Below are 17,325 nucleotides of genomic sequence, written 5' to 3'. Positions count from 1 at the left end.
CCGTTAACATTAGAATGTATTTACAAAAAATAAAGCCCTTTATCTATTTAGGTGGTTTTTACCTCCTACTCTCTTTGATCATAAGAGTGGTATTTTTCTTTCATCCCATTACCACCGCCAGTTTTGGGATATTTGAGATCATAAAAGTCTTATTGTTGGGTTCGGTGAACGATGTATTTGTATTTATACCGGCAAGTTCTTTTTTGGTTTTGTATTTTTTATTCCTTTCCAATTCAAAATATAAAAATCCGTATGGGCATATCATTTTGGGGATTTTAATTCTTCTTTTCCTCTATATTCTTTTAATACCCAACAATATTTTCAGGCAATACGGCGGTCCTGTAACAAAAATAGCCCTGACCTTTGTAGGAATAAAGACTTTCTTTTTCGGACTGATGCTCTTTTTGCCTACCAAAAGGATCAAAATCCGGAATGTTTTATATTGTATTATCATTTCGCTCTATGTATTGCTCATCGTTTTTAATGCCGTAAGTGAATATTTCTTCTATAATGAATTTGGAGTACGCTATAACTTTATTGCAGTAGACTATCTTATCTATACAAATGAAGTAATTGGAAACATCATGGAAAGTTACCCGGTAGCTCCTCTTTTTATTGCTATTTTCCTGATTACGGCAGGTGTTACCTGGTTTATTTATAAGAAAACAAAAGATGAGCTTCTGACATTGCCCAATTTAAAACAAAAATTCGGGTTATTAAGCATGTACATCGTTTCTGTAGGCATTAGCTTAATTGTGCTTCCTGCCACCGAACAGATAAGATCTTCCAATGTTTTTGCCAATGAGATCCAGGCGAATGGAATTCCGAAGTTTTATTGGGCGTTCACTCATAATGAGCTTGATTATTTCCAGTTTTATTCCCAGATCGATCAGAAACAGGCAGAACAGAACTTCTTAAGCCAATATCCACAACATACTCTTGCAAGGAATATTGTCTCCGGACAGCCGGAACTCAAAAAGAATGTGGTTTTAATTTCTATTGAAAGTTTATCTGCCGATTTTATGGAACATTATGGAAATACTCAAAAAGTAACTCCATTCCTGGACAGCCTGGCCAATCAATCTTTGATGTTTACCAATCTGTATGCTACAGGAAACAGAACAGTTCGCGGTTTGGAAGCATTAACGCTTTGTATTCCGCCAACCGCGGGAGAAAGTATCATTAAAAGAGATGACAATAAAAATAAGTTTACCACAGGGAGTGTTTTTAAATCCAAAGGCTATGATGTAAAATTCCTATACGGAGGTTACAGCTATTTTGATAATATGGAAGATTTCTTTGGTGGAAATGGCTATGATATAGTTGACAGGAACAGCTTCAAACCGGAAGAAATTACTTTTGCCAACGTTTGGGGCGTTGCCGATGAAGATATGGCCAAAAAAGCAATACAGGTCATGAATCAGGAAGCTAAATCCGGGAAACCGTTCTTTAATCATTGGATGACAGTTTCAAACCATAGACCTTTCACTTATCCTGACGGAAGAATTGATATTCCGGGGAATGCAAAATCCCGTGACGGAGGCGTAAAATACACCGATTATTCCATCAGGAAATTCTTTGAAATGGCTAAAAAGCAGGATTGGTACAAAAATACGGTATTCGTCATCATTTCAGATCATTGTGCATCCAGTGCCGGGAAAACCGAACTTCCGATGGATAAATACAGAATTCCGGCGATGGTTTTCTCCGAAGGCTTTATCCAGCCTCAAAAGTTTGACAAGCTAATGTCCCAGATCGATGTGATGCCTACTGTTTTGGGAATACTAAATTTTAATTATACATCGAAGTTCTTAGGCCAGGATGTATTCAAGCCGGAATTTCAGCCAAAAGCATATGTAGCAACCTACCAGGATTTAGGATTGATAAAAGATAATCGCCTGACCATTATTTCTCCGGTAAAAAAAGCAAAGCAATATTCTTTACAACCAGAAAGAAATAACCTGGCTCCAGAGTTTAATTTATATTACGACGAAAAACTATTGAAAACACCTGAGCAAAAACTGGTGAATGATGCCATTTCAGCGTATCAGTCCACCTCCTATTGGCTAAAAATCAAACAGCTTAACCGGTAACCATTGAATATAAATAAAAACGTTCGTCAGTTCGAGTAATTTTCGAAATGAAATGATGAAAATGTATCGAGAACTTCCAACAGAACTTTATCTAATTAAATGAGGAATAAACCGGCTTTGATTATTCGTGATCAAATGAGTACTCTCTCTGATCCCGATTCCGGCAGGTTCCTGACCAATCACCCAACTGCCGATAACAGGATAGTTTCCGTCAAAATCAGGAAGATCAAATAATTGTTGATAAATAAAGCCTTCTTTACCATAATCCCCTGAGTTTTGCTCAATCGGAAGGTTGTTTTTATGCAGGGTTACATTCGCTCCTTCTCTTGAATAGATCGGTTTTTTAGCAAAATCTCTCAGATGTCTGGGTTCAAAATAAGACTCTAACAAGTATGGATGATTCGGATACATTTCCCAAAGAATCGGTAAAATAGCTTTAGAGGAAAGGAGAATTTTCCAGGCAGGCTCAATCCATTGGGACCTGAAACCATTTTTTACTAATTTATCACCAAAACCATCTTCCAGAATCCATTCATAAGGATACAATTTAAAAATGTATTCCATGACAGATCTGTCTGCTGCAATAAATTCTTCGATATCTTCTGCCCAGCCAATATCCTGGATCGGGATAAATTCTGTTTCAAACCCCGCTTGTGCCGCACAGTCTCGTATGTATTCCACATTAGTAACATCTTCAATATTAGTCAAAGATGCAAAATAGATGTAATGCGGATTCATGTAATTTTTAAGATACTTCCAGTAATCGATCAATTTTTCATGGATGGAATTGAATTGATCTTTATCGGAAAACAATTCCTGAAGCCAGTACCACTGAATAACAGAAGCTTCATAAAGCGAAGTTGGTGTATCGGCGTTAAATTCCAGTAATTTCAGGTTTTCACCATCAAATCCAAAATCAAACCGTCCGTAAATAGAAGGATGATCTTCTTCCCAACTCGTGATAATATAGTTCCTGAATGACTCCGGAATATTAAATTGATGCCATAGATTTTTAGAAATAACATAGTCAACCGCTTCCAGGCACATTTGCCATAATTCAGAAGTTGCCTTTTCTATTGTATCAATCTCCTGTAAAGAAAATTCATAATAATGACTTTCGTCCCAGTATAAACCTTCTAAAGAATGATAACCAAACCCTAAAGCTTCCAGTTTATGTTCCCAATCCTTGCGGATTATTGATTGTATTCTTTTCATAATTATGAGGAAGCTCTAAATCCACTTCTTCCCAAACCGCCTCTTGAGATGCTTCCTTTATAGGTATTTCTTCCAAGATTGGATTTAGCACTTATGGCATCACTATAATACCCTGCTTTCTGATAAGCTCCATTATTGTAAAATCCATACGGCCTGAATGCATGATACAGCAAAAACCCGGAAACAAAACCATGAGTTCTTGTATACGATGCTGTAGTATCAGATCTCATATACACCTTTTTCTCATTATTCCATTCCCCTTTTGGCTTCTCCTGCGAACAGGCAGCTAAGATTCCGGTTACAAAAAGTAATTTTACAGAACTAGACTTTTTCATAATTATTGAACCGTGATATAAAATTCATAATCCTTTTTGACATTGGTCGTATGTTCATAACCGTCTTTGTCTCCTACTTCCATGATGGAATCCTTCAATCCGGGAATAGTGTCTCTTTTTATAATCTCTCTGACAAGCTTGTTATCTTTCCACACTTTATGCTTGGTAATAAGAACATCTGCCGTGTCGATATGCTGTACCGAAAGTTCAGTTTCAATGGAAGCATTTTTATCTACGCTGCTTACTTCATCCTCTTTCACTTCTTTCTCATTACAAGCCGTTAAGGTAATTGCACCCAGAACCAAAAAATAATACTTAATTTTTCTCACTTTTTAATCGTAAATTTTCACAAAAGTAATTATAATAATGATTTTAATTTTAAATTTACAGACAAAAATTATTTTACTATGAAATGGACAAACGATAGAAGCGGTAATGTGGAAGACAGACGAGGACTGGGTGGCGGAGGTGCCATTGTAGGAGGCGGTTTGGGAACTTTAATTATCGCAGCAATTATATTTTTCTTAGGTGGAGACCCTTCATCTATCCTTTCTTCAGGAGGTGGAAGCAGCTCAGCTCAGACCGAACAGAGAGAACTGAGTGCCAATGAGCTTAAAGTTCGTGAATTTGTGCAGATGATCACTGCTGAAAATGAGCAGACATGGACTAAAATTTTTGCCGAAAATGGAATGAATTATCAGCCAGCCCGAGTGGTTTTGTTTGAAAATGCAACACAATCCGGATGTGGGCCTGCACAATCCGCTATGGGACCATTTTATTGTCCGGCAGATCAAACCGTTTATATGGATATGAGCTTTTTTAAAGAGTTACAGCAAAGATTTGGTGCTCAGGTTACAGAATTTTCTATTGCTTATGTAATGGCTCATGAAATGGGACATCACGTTCAGACTCTTTTAGGGACTACCCAAAAAGTAGATGCTTTAAGAAGAGGCGGAAGATATTCTGAAGCTGAACTGAACAGAGTTTCTGTAGCTACAGAACTGCAAGCTGATTTTTATGCCGGTCTTTGGGCAAGACAAACCGATAACAGAGAAAAATTCCTGGAGCCCGGAGATATTGAAGCAGCTATAGAAGCAGCGCAAGCGGTAGGTGATGACAATATTCAAAGAAAATCGCAGGGATATGTGGACCAGGAAAGCTTTACTCACGGTTCATCTGCTCAGCGTAAAGAATGGTTTATGAAAGGGTATAACACCGGTGATATCAGACAAGGAGATACTTTCAATCAACTTTTAAGATAAATTGATTAATTAGATAAAATTAAACCCTGAAGAAATTCTTCAGGGTTTGCTTTTTTATTGTAACTCTATTGGGTTGCTGTTTTTCTTTACCTCTTCTTTAATCCTTTCCTCCATTCTTTTTCTCATTTCAGCAGGGTTTTGATTTCCGCCACCAAAGCCTCCCCCGCCGCTACGGTTTCCGCCACCTCCAATTCTGGTCTGGTTAAAGCCTCCGCCTCCCTGGCTCATGAAAGACATCGGATCTTCCAAGAATTTTTTCTGCTGCTTCACATAGTCTGCTCTTTTTACTTTAACAGTATTTCCAAACTGATTCAGGGTAGGAAATTCAGCAATCTTATAATTTTTCATTAAGTCAAAAGAATAATCACCTTTTTCATCCTCTACTTTTACAATCAGCCCCGGAAGTCCACCAAATTTGTATGGTCCATCCTGATAAGGCAGATCCGTAGTAAACCAGGCTGTCCATTTTCTTCCGGCAAAATCTGTTTCAGCCTTCTGCACTTTATACTCTCCTATTTTTGTAGTTTCGGAAGAAATTTTCCAATTCAGGGGTCTGTCTTCTTCATAGCTGTACATATCTCGTCCAATCCTGTCTTTAAAAAAAGTTTTCTGATTGGTTTTATCTTTTTCAACAGAATAATTGATATTAGATCTCAGACTTTCCATCTGATCCCTATTGATACTTCCTCTTCCTCCTCCACTCTGAAATGCTTTTTGCAAGATAGAGTCTCTTTTGATCCTGTTTTCAGAATAAAAAACTGATTTTTCCGGAGAAATATCCAAATATGCATTTTCCGTTGTTATATTTTTGGGATCAGAAGCATCTGATTTCATGGTAACTTGATACACAAACCTATTGGTTTGAGCAAAAAAAGCCTGTATGAATAACCCCAAAACAAGGATACCTATTTTTTTCATTGTACGGTTAATTTGTTGTTTGGATTTCAAAATATTAGCAAAGTTAAAGCCATCAATAATAAAAATCGATAAAATAAAAATGCCGATTTGAATTTCCTAATTATTGTTCGTATTTTTGCATCATTAAATCATTCTAAATAAATACAATGATAAAAGTATCAGATTACGCAAAGGAAAAAGCCATCCAGCTGATGACGGAAGATGGTTTTAACCCTGCTAACGATTATATAAGAGTAGGAGTAAAAAGCGGAGGATGCTCTGGTTTAGAATATGTTTTGAAGTTTGACAATCAAAAAATGGATACAGACCAGGTTTTTGAAGACAATGGAATCAAAATTATTGTAGATAAAAAGTCTATCCTTTATTTAGCAGGGACCACTCTGGAATATTCCGGAGGTTTGAATGGAAAAGGGTTTGTTTTTAACAATCCCAATGCAGCCAGAACATGTGGTTGCGGAGAATCATTTAGTTTATAACAACGAAAGATTAAAAGACGTTAACAGTCTGAAATCTAATAAAATATAATGAGTAAATATACCGAAGACGATTTACGCGTCGACTTAGAAAATAAAAAATATGAATTCGGTTGGGAGACCAAGATTGATTACGAAGATTTCCCGATTGGTTTAAATGAGGATATCATCCGTGCTATCTCTGCTAAAAAAGAGGAGCCGGAATGGATGACTGAATGGCGTTTGGAATCTTTCAGAATCTGGCAGAAGATGGAAGAACCAACCTGGGCGAACATTAAATACGAAAAACCTGATTTTCAGGCGATCCGTTATTATGCAGCACCCAAAGTAAAACCGGAATTGGCAAGTTTAGATGAGGTTGACCCGGAATTATTAAAAACTTTTGAAAAATTAGGGATCAATATCGAAGAGCAGAAAAGACTTTCAGGAGTTGCTGTTGATATTGTGATGGACTCTGTTTCTGTGAAAACAACATTCCAGGATACATTGGCAGAGAAAGGAATTATTTTCTGCTCTATTTCAGAGGCCATCAAAAATCACCCTGATTTGGTTAGAAAATATCTTGGAAAAGTAGTTCCGAGAGCAGATAACTTTTACTCGGCATTAAATTCCGCAGTTTTCTCTGACGGAAGTTTCTGCTATATTCCAAAAGGAGTAAGATGTCCGATGGAACTTTCCACCTATTTCCGTATCAATCAGGCAGGAACAGGCCAGTTTGAAAGAACGCTTGTGATTGCCGATGAAGGAAGCTATGTTTCTTATCTTGAAGGATGTACAGCACCATCAAGAGATGAAAACCAGCTTCATGCTGCTGTTGTAGAGCTTATTGCAATGGATGATGCGGAGATTAAATATTCAACGGTTCAGAACTGGTATCCGGGGAATGAAGAAGGAAAAGGAGGGGTTTTCAACTTTGTAACGAAAAGAGGGCTTTGTGAGAAAAACGCAAAAATCTCCTGGACACAAGTAGAAACAGGTTCTGCCGTAACATGGAAATATCCTTCTTGTATCTTGAAGGGAGACGGCTCAATCGGAGAGTTCTACTCCATCGCTGTTACGAATAACTATCAGTACGCAGATACAGGAACTAAAATGATCCATATCGGAAAGAATACGAGATCAACCATCATTTCCAAAGGAATCTCTGCAGGGAAATCCAACAACTCATACAGAGGACTCGTAAAAGTAATGCCTTCTGCAAAAGGAGCAAGAAACTTCTCCCAATGTGACTCTTTATTAATGGGTAATGAATGTGGTGCACACACTTTCCCTTATATTGAGATCAAAGACCCTTCTGCACAATTGGAGCACGAAGCTACGACTTCAAAAATCGGGGAAGATCAGATCTTCTACTGTAACCAGAGAGGGATTGACACTGAGAGAGCAATCGCTTTGATTGTAAATGGGTTCAGCAAAGAAGTTTTAAATAAATTACCCATGGAATTTGCTATTGAAGCTCAGAAGTTATTGGAAATTTCATTAGAAGGTTCTGTAGGATAAAATATAAACAAAATGCCGAAGAGGCTTACTTATAAAAGTTAACAATGTTAAATATCAAAAATTTACACGCCAAAATTGAAGACGGCGCAGAAATATTAAAAGGGATCAATCTTGAAATAAAACCAGGTGAAGTTCATGCCATTATGGGACCGAACGGAGCCGGTAAATCTACTCTTTCTTCTGTAATTGCAGGTAAAGAAGACTATGAAATTACAGACGGAGAGATCATGTTCGAAGGAGAAAACATTAATGAAGATGCTCCGGAAGAAAGAGCTCATAAAGGAATTTTTCTTTCTTTCCAGTATCCGGTAGAAATCCCGGGAGTTTCTGTAACCAACTTCATTAAGGCTGCTTTAAACGAAAACAGAAAAGCCAACGGATTGGAAGAAATGCCGGCTAAAGAAATGTTGGGGATGATCCGTGAAAAGTCTGAGAAATTAGGAATCAAAAAAGATTTCCTTTCCAGATCTTTAAATGAAGGGTTTTCCGGTGGTGAAAAGAAGAGAAACGAGATCTTCCAGATGATGATGCTTAATCCAAAATTGGCCATTCTTGATGAAACAGATTCAGGACTGGACATTGATGCGTTGAGGATTGTTGCAGACGGTGTAAATCACTTTAAAAATGAAGGAAACGCAGTTCTTCTGATTACTCACTATCAAAGATTGCTGAACTATATTCAACCTGATTTTGTTCACGTTTTAGCAGACGGAAAGATCATCAAAACAGGTGACAAATCTCTTGCTTTAGAACTTGAAGCAAAAGGATACGACTGGCTTCTGAATTAATCGGAAGAACCAGAAAAAACGGGAAACCGTACCATAGAAACAATATTATTTTAAATATATAAATAAGGTGTGATGGCCGAAATATCAATAATGGCTTTATACGAACAAATTACAGACAACCATAGTCAATTTCTGGAGAGCCTTCGTCACAGATTTCTGGACGAGGACAGAAAAGCCGCTCTTCAAAAATTTGAAGCTCTTGGTTTTCCGACAAAAAAAGACGAAGAATATAAATATACCAACCTAAAGGAGATTACCGAGAAGGAGTATAACTTTTTCCCGAAAGAAAGCCATAACATCACTAAAGAACAGCTGGACCAGCTTCATCTTGGTGAAGAGAATTTTGACTGGATTACTTTTGTGAACGGTAAACTTCATAAAGAATTATCAAAAATTTCTATTGAAAATGTGGAATTTCTTTCGTTCAACTACGCATTGAATGATGAAAAGCACAAAGAGGTTTTTGATAAGTATTTTAACACAATTGCTCAGGATTCCGCTTTCACAAACTTAAATCTTGCCTATTGCAAATATGGTTTCTTTTTGAAAGTTCCTAAGAATGTAGTGATTGAGAAACCGATCCACGTATTCTATCTTTCTCAAAATCAAGAAGAAAACACGTTCTACAATACAAGAAATCTCTTGATCGTGGAAGATGGTGCTAAAGTAGAAGTTATTGAAAGTCATCATAATTTTGATGACACTTATGTATTGACGAATTCTGTAACGGAAATCTTCACTTATCCGAATGCAAAAGCAGACTGGCATAAGCTTCAGAATGACAACGATACGTCTTATCTGATCGACAATACTTTTGCAAAACAGGAAAAAGACAGTTTAACAACTGTCAATACTTTCTCTTTTGGAGGTAAACTGGTAAGAAATAACTTAGATTTCATTCATAACGGGTCCAATATCAATTCATTCATGAATGGTATTACGATCATTGGGAAAGATCAGCTGGTAGACCACCATACAGCTGTTCATCATAATCAGCCTAACTGCGAAAGCTACCAGAACTACAAAGGTATTTTCAAGGATAAAGCTCACGGAGTATTCAACGGAAAGGTTTTCGTAGATAAAATTGCTCAAAAAACCAATGCTTATCAGCAAAATAATAATGTTTTACTAAGTGAAGGTGCTACTATTGATACTAAACCTCAATTAGAAATTTTCGCGGATGATGTTAAGTGTTCCCACGGTTGTACGGTAGGACAATTGAATGAAGATGCCTTATTCTATCTAAGAGCAAGAGGGATTTCCAAAAAAGAAGCGCAGGCTTTATTATTATATGCATTTGCTAATGACGCCATGCAGAATATTGACATTGAGCCTTTAAAAGAAAAAATATCTAAATTATTGGCTGAAAAGCTTGAAGTAGATATCGAATTTTAAAAATAAATAATTGGTAAATAAAAAGCACTTCTATTGGAAGTGCTTTTTTATGATTATGATGAATGGTTATTTTTTCAGCCATCCCTGATTATCTTTTTTATCTGAACGTTTTACCCCGTTATCAATATTATAAGCCAAACCTACTCCTAAAGTCTGCTTCAGCTGTGTTTTCTTGATCTGGTTGTGATCATATAAAAGGTCTAAAGTAACATTAGAAGAAATATATTTATTGATTTTCATATTCAGAACAGCTCCGTAAGCCAGTACCAATCTTTCCGGATGATCCAGATAGTTGGAAAATACAGAACCTGTATTCAATAATGTGATGTTTTCCATGATCTGCAATTTATAAATCGCAGTCCCAAGGAATCCGAATTGGAACAATGATGAATCTCCGTCATTTTTCAACCCGTAAGTTCCGGCGTGCTGTAAATCTTTATCCAAGACAAATGTCCATCTTGCATTAGCAGGACGCAAAGTCATGGTAAAATTGTCATTAGGGCGATACGTAATGCCAGCACCAACGTTAACGTATCCCGGAGCCATGAAATTGGATAGCTTTGTTGCTTCAGGATTATTTCCGTCTTCATATCCCGGTGCAAACTGAGTCTGTAAACTCGCTCCCATTGAATAATACCAGCTTTTCGCAAACTCTCGTCCGTAATTGGTAGAAAGATTAATCACATCCTGGGTTTTTCTTGTTCCTATCTCTTTTGTATTATTTTGGCCATAGCCAAGAACAATAATGTTTTCCCAAAGGTCTTTTCCCTTTTCATACGTAAGGTTATAATTAACGCCGGCAAGCCATCCTACATTGTTGGCTCCACCACCCACCCAATTAGAGAAGGCAGCCTGATTCAGCATTAAAGTATTTTGTCCTTGAATAGACCATGCTTTTGTAGTATCCACAACAGCGGCATCTGTTTTTGCCTCCTGTGCAGTTACACTCATTCCCAATGAAATAGAAACGATGAATAAAAGTTTTTTCATATCTAGAAGATTTTCCATGCAAAAATAAAGAAAAATCATTTTTCCCGACCTACAATTCACTGTGGAATGAATACTTTAACTCTGAAGATTCTTTAAAAAGCTTCATTAAAGATAATTAAATGACAAAATATTTTACCTTGAAAGTCAAAAGCTGCTCAAAATCATTACCTTTTGTCTTAAAACAAATCAAATCTTACAAAACATCGCCAAATTTTCCGAAATTTATCATTGGCTTTTCATTTGACATGAATACCCTATGCTGAAAAATGTAATATCAAAAAGAGCTGTTATCACCCCATTGCTGATGCTTTCTGCAATGTGGTTCGGCTACTTTTTACAAATACACGGCTTTTTCGACAGCTGTTTCGGAGCCATTATACCTTTATTACCTGAAGGGTTATTAGGCGTAATTACCTCCCCTCTTCTTCATGGGAATACGGATCATATCATAAGCAACTCTATTCCTATTGCTGTATTAATGTTCCTGCTATACCAATTTTATCCCTTAGTGGCCAACAAAGTGTTTATTATGGGCTGGCTGGCTACAGGTTTGCTGGTTTGGCTTTTACCTCCCATTGATATTCTCACGGGAGAGTATTTATATACCTGTACCATCGGGGCCAGTGGCGTGGTCTATGTGTTAGCCTTTTTCCTTTTTTTCAGCGGGGTATTCAAATGGAATATGAAGCTTCTTACCATTTCTCTGTTAGTAGTTCTATACTACGGAAGTTTGGTTTGGGGAATGTTTCCTGAAGAGCTATTCTACAATCTTAGCGAACCCAGCAAAATTTCCTGGCAGGCCCATCTTTCCGGAGCCGTGGTAGGAAGTATTATCGCATTCATATTTAAAAATGTAGGAGAAAGAAAGAAAAAGTTTATCTGGGAATTTCCCAATTATTATAGTGAAAAGGACGACAAGCTTTGGCAGGAATATAAAGAAAAACATCCTGAGGACTTTATGGAGCTGCCTTATAAAAAAAGAGACGAAATTTGGGATCATTTAGATGAGCTCAGGAAAAGATAGTTGTAATTTCACTATTTTTGAGAAAACAACACAAATGATTACGGAAGAACATCTTTATGCGATCGCTCTACGCGAATGCAACTTAATTGGTGATATCAATTTCTTCAAGCTTGTCAAATCCTTCGGAAGCGCCAAGCAGGTATGGGAACAGGCAAAAAAAGCATACAGCAAAACTGAAGGAATAGGCAGAAAAGTCGTTTATGATATTGGCAACCCCGAACATTTAAAATTTGCGGAAAAAGAGCTTGAATTTTGTGAAAAAAATGGTATTAAAATTAGATTAAGACATTACAATGAGCTTCCTAACTTATTGAATGAATGTGATGATGCTCCCGCTATTCTCTATCAGAAAGGTCATTTGAATAATTCCGCAAAAACGGTAAGCATTGTAGGAACAAGAAATATAACTTTATACGGCAAGCAATTTATAAAAGACTTTTTTGAACGAACACAATCTTATGAATATACTTCGGTAAGCGGCCTGGCTTTAGGTGCGGATAAAGAAGTTCATGAGCAATCCATACATTATCGTATCCCAACGGTTGCCGTTTTAGCCCATGGTTTTCATACTTTATATCCTTCCAAACATAAAAAATTGTCCGAAAAAATATTGGAAGAAGGAGGTGCTTTGGTAACCGAATTCAATACTTCCAGAAAACCGGACAGGGAAAATTTTATACAAAGAAACAGAATCATTGCGGGAATTTCCCCAGCTACCATAGTGGTGGAAACCGGATTCGGAGGTGGCTCCATAAGTACCGCCACTTTTGCCAATTCCTATAATAGAGATGTTTTTGCACTCCCCGGAAAGATCACAGATCCCTATAGCCAAGGGTGCAATAAGCTCATTTTTCAGAATAAAGCCACTGCCATTTCAACGGTAAAGGAGCTCATCGAACAGCTGGATTTTCATCCTCCGAAACATAAAATGGAAGAATTATTCCCTGCTGTTGAAACAACTATACAATTAACTGAAAATCAGGAAACAATATATAAAGTCATTACGGAGCATCCTAAAATTTCTTTAGACGATTTATCCGGAAAAATAAACCTTGCTTCCCACAAAATTCTACCTGTAATTTTAGAATTAGAGCTTTTGGGGAAAGTGAAAACGTTTTCCGGGAGGCAATTTATGGCAATTTGAAATTTAACTATTTCTTAATATTGCATTATTTCACAGATAACATTTAATTTTTAATAACATTTAAACCTAAATTATCAATTTACTAATATTAAGTAATTATATTATTAAATTTTCAACAATCAGTTTTTAAGGTGTTGTGAATCTTGAAAAAAAAATTAAATTTGTTGGCAATAATATTCAACCTTAATATATGGAACAATATAATATTGAGCAGAAAATTCAGGAGTTTATTGCCAAGATTGAAGCAAAGAATCCTAACGAACCGGAATTTTTACAAGCCGTAAAAGAAGTTGCTGTAACTGTAATTCCGTTCATTGCTACTAAAAAAGAATATAACGGAATGAAGCTTCTTGAAAGAATGGCTGAGGCAGAAAGAATCATTATATTCAGAGTTCCATGGGTTGATGATAAAGGAGAAATCCAGGTCAACAGGGGTTTCAGAATTCAAATGAACTCTGCGATCGGACCATATAAAGGAGGTATTCGTTTCCATCCTACCGTAAACTTATCTGTTCTTAAATTCCTAGCTTTCGAGCAGGTGTTTAAAAACTCTTTGACCACTCTTCCAATGGGCGGTGGTAAAGGAGGTTCTGATTTTGATCCGCAAGGTAAATCTGACATGGAAGTAATGCGTTTCTGCCAGGCTTTCATGACAGAATTATGTAAACATATCGGTCCTGAAACTGACGTTCCTGCGGGAGACATCGGTGTAGGAGCAAGGGAGATCGGATATTTATTCGGGCAGTATAAAAAAATCAGAAACGAATTTACCGGAGTTCTTACAGGAAAAGGGCTTGCTTACGGAGGTTCATTGATTCGTCCTGAAGCTACAGGATATGGTGTTGTGTACTTTGCCGAACAAATGCTTAAAACTATCGGACAAGATTTCAAAGATAAAGTAGTAACTGTTTCAGGTTTCGGAAACGTAGCTTGGGGAGTGATCAAAAAAGTATCTGAACTAGGAGGAAAAGTAGTAACGATTTCCGGGCCAGACGGATACATCTATGACAAAGACGGTATCGATGGAGAAAAAATTGATTATTTATTAGAGCTTAGATCTTCAGGAAATAACAGAGCTGAGGATTATGCTAAAAAATATCCGTCTGCAGAATTTCATGCTGGAAAACGTCCTTGGGAAGTGAAGTGTGATGTTGCCATCCCTTCTGCAACTCAAAACGAATTGGATCTTGAAGATGCTAAAAAATTGGTTGAGAACGGGTGCGTTTGCGTAACCGAAGCAGCCAACATGCCTTCAACATTAGATGCGATCAACTATTTCCTGGACAGCAAAGTATTATTCTCTCCTGGTAAAGCGTCTAACGCAGGAGGTGTTGCTACATCAGGATTGGAAATGACTCAAAACTCCATCCGTCTGAACTGGACTTCTGAAGAAGTAGACGCAAGACTGAAAGAAATCATGATCGGAATTCACAAGGCTTGCAGAGACTACGGAAAAGAAGAAAACGGCTATGTAAACTACGTAAAAGGTGCTAACATCGCCGGATTCGTGAAAGTTGCAGAAGCAATGTTAGCTCAGGGTGTTGTGTAAAATATATAAAGGTTGGGAAAATTCCCGACCTTTTTTCTTATAGCCTGTTCCCGGGAAAATGGGAAAAAAGTAAAAAGTGAAAGGAGAAAGCATTGAGATCATCAATGCTTTTTTATTTTTATACTATGGAAAACTCTTTTAAAAATATTAATGAGTACCTTCTCTTATTTCCGGAGGAAGTTCAGAAAAAGCTGGAAGAATTAAGAAAAACAATTCTTGATCAGATTTTCGGTATAGAAGAGTATATAGGGTATCAGATGCCTGCTTTTAAATATAAAGGTAAGCCATTGGTGTATTTTGCCGGATACAAGAAACATATTGGTTTTTATCCCGGAGCTGAAGGAATTGAAAACTTTGAGAGTGATTTTAAAGAACTGAAATATAAATTTTCAAAAGGGGCCGTTCAGTTTCCCATTCACGAAAAGCTTCCGATAACATTGATTAAGAAGATCGTTAATTTCAGAATAGAGGAAATCAACAAAAAATCCTGAAATAAAATATTTCAGGACCTCATTTCTACTTTTTGAATTCTACTACTTCGACTTTTTCTTTTTAGATTTCTTTTCTTCTTTCGTAGCCTCTGAAGGTTTGGTGGCTTCAAGGCTTGTATCTGTACTTGCACTCACTGTGGCATCTGTAGCGGCAGCTGTAGCAGCTGAAGCATCTACGGTTGCGGTAGCGGTTGTATTTTGATTCTGTGTTGCAGTATTACTGTTTGAAGTGGTGTTCCAATCTGTTTTTGCCTGCGTTGTTTGAGTTTGGGTAGTCTGGTTGTTAGTATTTTCTGCCGGTTTTTGCGACGAAGTGGTTTGTTGAGCCGATACAGCGATTACTCCGACTAATGAGAATGCTGCTGTTAAGATTAACTTTTTCATAACTAATATTTTAAATGGTTGTTTAATATTTCTTAAACGACGCTCTTTTTATTAAATTATGTCTAAGCAGCTTATTTAACGTACTTTATAATTCTTTAAGACGATTTGGGATTATCCTTTATTTTCCTAAATTTTTCATAATTCTTTCCACGAATTCAAAGGCTGCAGGACAAATCACTGTGTTTTGAATCATGAGATTATTAATCTGGTATATCTTCTTTCGGTCAGTATGTGGATACTCTCTACAAGCCTTTGGTCTTACTTCATAGATAGAGCATGTATTATCATTATTCAGGAAAAAACAGGGAAGGTTTTGCAGCACCTTATCGTTATCTTCATCGACTCTCAAAAACTTGGATTCAAAATCGGCAGGCTTCATACGGAGGTGCTTGGAGACCCGCTCAATATCTTTTTCTGTATATAAAGGTCCGGTTGTTTTACAGCAATTCGCACATTGCAGGCAATCTATTCTTTCAAAAACTTCTCCATGGGTTTCCTGAACAACATAATCCAGGTTTTTGGGTGGTTTTTTCTTTAATCCCTCCAAAAATTTCTTATGTTCTTTCTGCTTTTGTAAAGCCTGTTTTTTGTAAAATTCCAGATTCATTTATGATGGTATTTCTTCTGCAATGGGAAGTTCTGTTTTTTGATATTCATTGATCTTATCCAGGTTCAGCACCGTCGTGAGGTTATCTTTACTTGGATAATACATCGGAGTAAATTTAGCTCCATATACAATTTCATTCGATGTATACGATGTTCTTTGCACTACCGTATTGGAGAATACTTCATCAAATGCTCTTAACTGAACAATAATTTCAATATCCGTATTCTTAAAATCATTTTCCGTAAATCCGTAGAACGGTGAATTTTCATTGATTTTATGAACTACCGTCCAGTTTAATGCCAGCGTATTAATTTTACTCATTTGAGTTTCCAAACGGTAAAAATTACTTTTAGGAATGCCGTTTTCAATGACTTCAATGGCTGCTGAAACGATAACGTCTGCATCAGTTAACGCATTATTTTTATAAGGAGCCAGCCTGAACATTAAAGCTGTTGCGTCTTGGAAAGGGGCAAGAACCATATTTTCGGAGAATCTTAAATACGCTCTTGGTCTGGAAAATCTCCCGTAAAAAAGGCCGGTGGCAATGGCAAAGGTAAGCAATCCTAAAAACGCCTCGAAGGTGGCTACTAAACTCGCTGCAAATCCGACCGGAGCTATTCTTCCGTAACCCACAGTCGTAAAAGTCTGGGAGCTGAAGAAAAACACATCGATAAATTCACTAAGCGGATCGCTTTTATCAATTCCTGTGAGATGTTCCACCCCGATCAGGTAATAGATGAATGCGAAGGCAAGGTTGATTACAATATATGCAATGACCAGATAAGAGAGAAAACGGAATGATGACAGATTCAGCATGGTGTGATACCAGCTCAGCCTGTTGAAAACGTTTACCCCGCGCCTTTTGACATTGGGGAGACCGTCTTTATTAATAAACCTTCCGGAAGGTGCGTTGCTTCCGAAACCACTGTTCTCCGTATTTTTCTGGCGAATTTTTTGTCTGAATCCTCTTGCCATTGTTATCTCATTTTGTTTGAATGGTTGGTCCGTTATGTATATTTTACTCTCGGATTTTACAGTTTTACGATTTTACCTTTTTACAAATCTATCCACAACCAACATGCAAAGATAAAATATTGTTTTCATGAAATTTATCAACTCTGTCATTGAATTTATAAATTGATTTTGAACTAACTTTG

Annotated in this window: 18 protein-coding genes; 10 read left to right on the top strand and 8 right to left on the bottom strand. The window is 37.0% G+C overall.

Annotated features, from left to right (window positions below):
* Positions 1-14: 14 nt before the first annotated feature.
* Positions 15-2,093, top strand: a complete 2,079-nt coding sequence (locus tag ACGHIN_RS01065) for an LTA synthase family protein (protein WP_390450162.1) — start codon at positions 15-17, stop codon at positions 2,091-2,093.
* An 87-nt stretch (positions 2,094-2,180) separates the two neighbouring features.
* Here ACGHIN_RS01065 and ACGHIN_RS01060 read toward each other — a convergent pair whose 3' ends face one another.
* From ACGHIN_RS01060 to ACGHIN_RS01050, 3 genes are read right to left on the bottom strand one after another with little or no spacing between them, the layout of a single operon-like run.
* Complete coding sequence (locus ACGHIN_RS01060; RefSeq protein WP_390450161.1) at positions 2,181-3,308, bottom strand: glutathionylspermidine synthase family protein; 1,128 nt, start codon at positions 3,306-3,308, stop codon at positions 2,181-2,183.
* 2 nt (positions 3,309-3,310) lie between these two features.
* Complete coding sequence (locus tag ACGHIN_RS01055) at positions 3,311-3,643, bottom strand: hypothetical protein (protein ID WP_390450160.1); 333 nt, start codon at positions 3,641-3,643, stop codon at positions 3,311-3,313.
* Positions 3,644-3,645: 2 nt separating this feature from the next.
* Positions 3,646-3,972: a hypothetical protein gene (locus tag ACGHIN_RS01050; protein ID WP_390450159.1), complete on the bottom strand. Its 327-nt coding sequence runs from the start codon at positions 3,970-3,972 to the stop codon at positions 3,646-3,648.
* Positions 3,973-4,050: 78 nt separating this feature from the next.
* On the opposite strand from ACGHIN_RS01050, the gene ypfJ reads away from it, so the two are divergent.
* Positions 4,051-4,905 carry a KPN_02809 family neutral zinc metallopeptidase gene (gene ypfJ / locus ACGHIN_RS01045; protein WP_390450158.1) on the top strand — a complete coding sequence of 285 codons (855 nt, stop codon included), beginning with the start codon at positions 4,051-4,053 and terminating at the stop codon, positions 4,903-4,905.
* Between the two features lie 54 nt (positions 4,906-4,959).
* Here ypfJ and ACGHIN_RS01040 read toward each other — a convergent pair whose 3' ends face one another.
* Entirely contained in the window at positions 4,960-5,823 is an 864-nt protein-coding gene (locus ACGHIN_RS01040) for a GLPGLI family protein (protein ID WP_390450157.1), read from the bottom strand.
* Positions 5,824-5,969: 146 nt separating this feature from the next.
* Here ACGHIN_RS01040 and ACGHIN_RS01035 point away from each other — a divergent pair, with 146 nt between their 5' ends.
* The 4 genes from ACGHIN_RS01035 to sufD all read left to right on the top strand — a co-directional run bounded on the left by ACGHIN_RS01035 (position 5,970) and on the right by sufD (position 9,979).
* Positions 5,970-6,299 (top strand): HesB/IscA family protein, encoded by a 330-nt coding sequence (locus tag ACGHIN_RS01035; RefSeq protein ID WP_390450156.1) that lies wholly within the window; start codon positions 5,970-5,972, stop codon positions 6,297-6,299.
* A gap of 48 nt (positions 6,300-6,347) precedes the next feature.
* Positions 6,348-7,796, top strand: coding sequence for a Fe-S cluster assembly protein SufB (sufB, locus tag ACGHIN_RS01030; RefSeq protein ID WP_390450155.1), 1,449 nt, complete (start codon positions 6,348-6,350; stop codon positions 7,794-7,796).
* A gap of 44 nt (positions 7,797-7,840) precedes the next feature.
* Complete coding sequence (sufC, locus tag ACGHIN_RS01025; RefSeq protein WP_390450154.1) at positions 7,841-8,584, top strand: Fe-S cluster assembly ATPase SufC; 744 nt, start codon at positions 7,841-7,843, stop codon at positions 8,582-8,584.
* Positions 8,585-8,674: 90 nt separating this feature from the next.
* Positions 8,675-9,979 (top strand): Fe-S cluster assembly protein SufD, encoded by a 1,305-nt coding sequence (gene sufD, locus ACGHIN_RS01020; protein WP_390450449.1) that lies wholly within the window; start codon positions 8,675-8,677, stop codon positions 9,977-9,979.
* 66 nt (positions 9,980-10,045) lie between these two features.
* Here sufD and ACGHIN_RS01015 read toward each other — a convergent pair whose 3' ends face one another.
* On the bottom strand, positions 10,046-10,969 hold the full coding sequence (locus tag ACGHIN_RS01015; RefSeq protein ID WP_390450153.1) for a DUF3078 domain-containing protein: 924 nt from the start codon (positions 10,967-10,969) through the stop codon (positions 10,046-10,048).
* 256 nt (positions 10,970-11,225) lie between these two features.
* Here ACGHIN_RS01015 and ACGHIN_RS01010 point away from each other — a divergent pair, with 256 nt between their 5' ends.
* The 4 genes from ACGHIN_RS01010 (at position 11,226) to ACGHIN_RS00995 (ending at position 15,177) form a co-directional block, all read left to right on the top strand.
* Positions 11,226-11,993 carry a rhomboid family intramembrane serine protease gene (locus tag ACGHIN_RS01010; protein WP_390450152.1) on the top strand — a complete coding sequence of 256 codons (768 nt, stop codon included), beginning with the start codon at positions 11,226-11,228 and terminating at the stop codon, positions 11,991-11,993.
* A 34-nt stretch (positions 11,994-12,027) separates the two neighbouring features.
* On the top strand, positions 12,028-13,137 hold the full coding sequence (gene dprA / locus ACGHIN_RS01005) for a DNA-processing protein DprA (protein WP_390450151.1): 1,110 nt from the start codon (positions 12,028-12,030) through the stop codon (positions 13,135-13,137).
* A 190-nt stretch (positions 13,138-13,327) separates the two neighbouring features.
* On the top strand, positions 13,328-14,686 hold the full coding sequence (gdhA, locus tag ACGHIN_RS01000) for an NADP-specific glutamate dehydrogenase (protein ID WP_123263967.1): 1,359 nt from the start codon (positions 13,328-13,330) through the stop codon (positions 14,684-14,686).
* 125 nt (positions 14,687-14,811) lie between these two features.
* On the top strand, positions 14,812-15,177 hold the full coding sequence (locus ACGHIN_RS00995) for an iron chaperone (protein ID WP_390450150.1): 366 nt from the start codon (positions 14,812-14,814) through the stop codon (positions 15,175-15,177).
* Between the two features lie 42 nt (positions 15,178-15,219).
* Here ACGHIN_RS00995 and ACGHIN_RS00990 read toward each other — a convergent pair whose 3' ends face one another.
* From ACGHIN_RS00990 to ACGHIN_RS00980, 3 genes are all read right to left on the bottom strand, one after another.
* Positions 15,220-15,561 carry a hypothetical protein gene (locus tag ACGHIN_RS00990; protein WP_390450149.1) on the bottom strand — a complete coding sequence of 114 codons (342 nt, stop codon included), beginning with the start codon at positions 15,559-15,561 and terminating at the stop codon, positions 15,220-15,222.
* 118 nt (positions 15,562-15,679) lie between these two features.
* On the bottom strand, positions 15,680-16,168 hold the full coding sequence (locus ACGHIN_RS00985; RefSeq protein WP_390450148.1) for a YkgJ family cysteine cluster protein: 489 nt from the start codon (positions 16,166-16,168) through the stop codon (positions 15,680-15,682).
* A complete protein-coding gene (locus ACGHIN_RS00980) occupies positions 16,169-17,143 on the bottom strand; it encodes an ion channel (RefSeq protein WP_390450147.1) in 975 nt (324 codons plus the stop codon). It abuts the gene before it with no gap.
* Between the last annotated feature and the right edge of the window lie 182 nt (positions 17,144-17,325).

The sequence above is a fragment of the Chryseobacterium barbadense genome (assembly GCF_042849955.1).
Lineage (GTDB): Bacteria > Bacteroidota > Bacteroidia > Flavobacteriales > Weeksellaceae > Chryseobacterium.
This window is presented reverse-complemented; position numbering and strand designations above follow the sequence as displayed.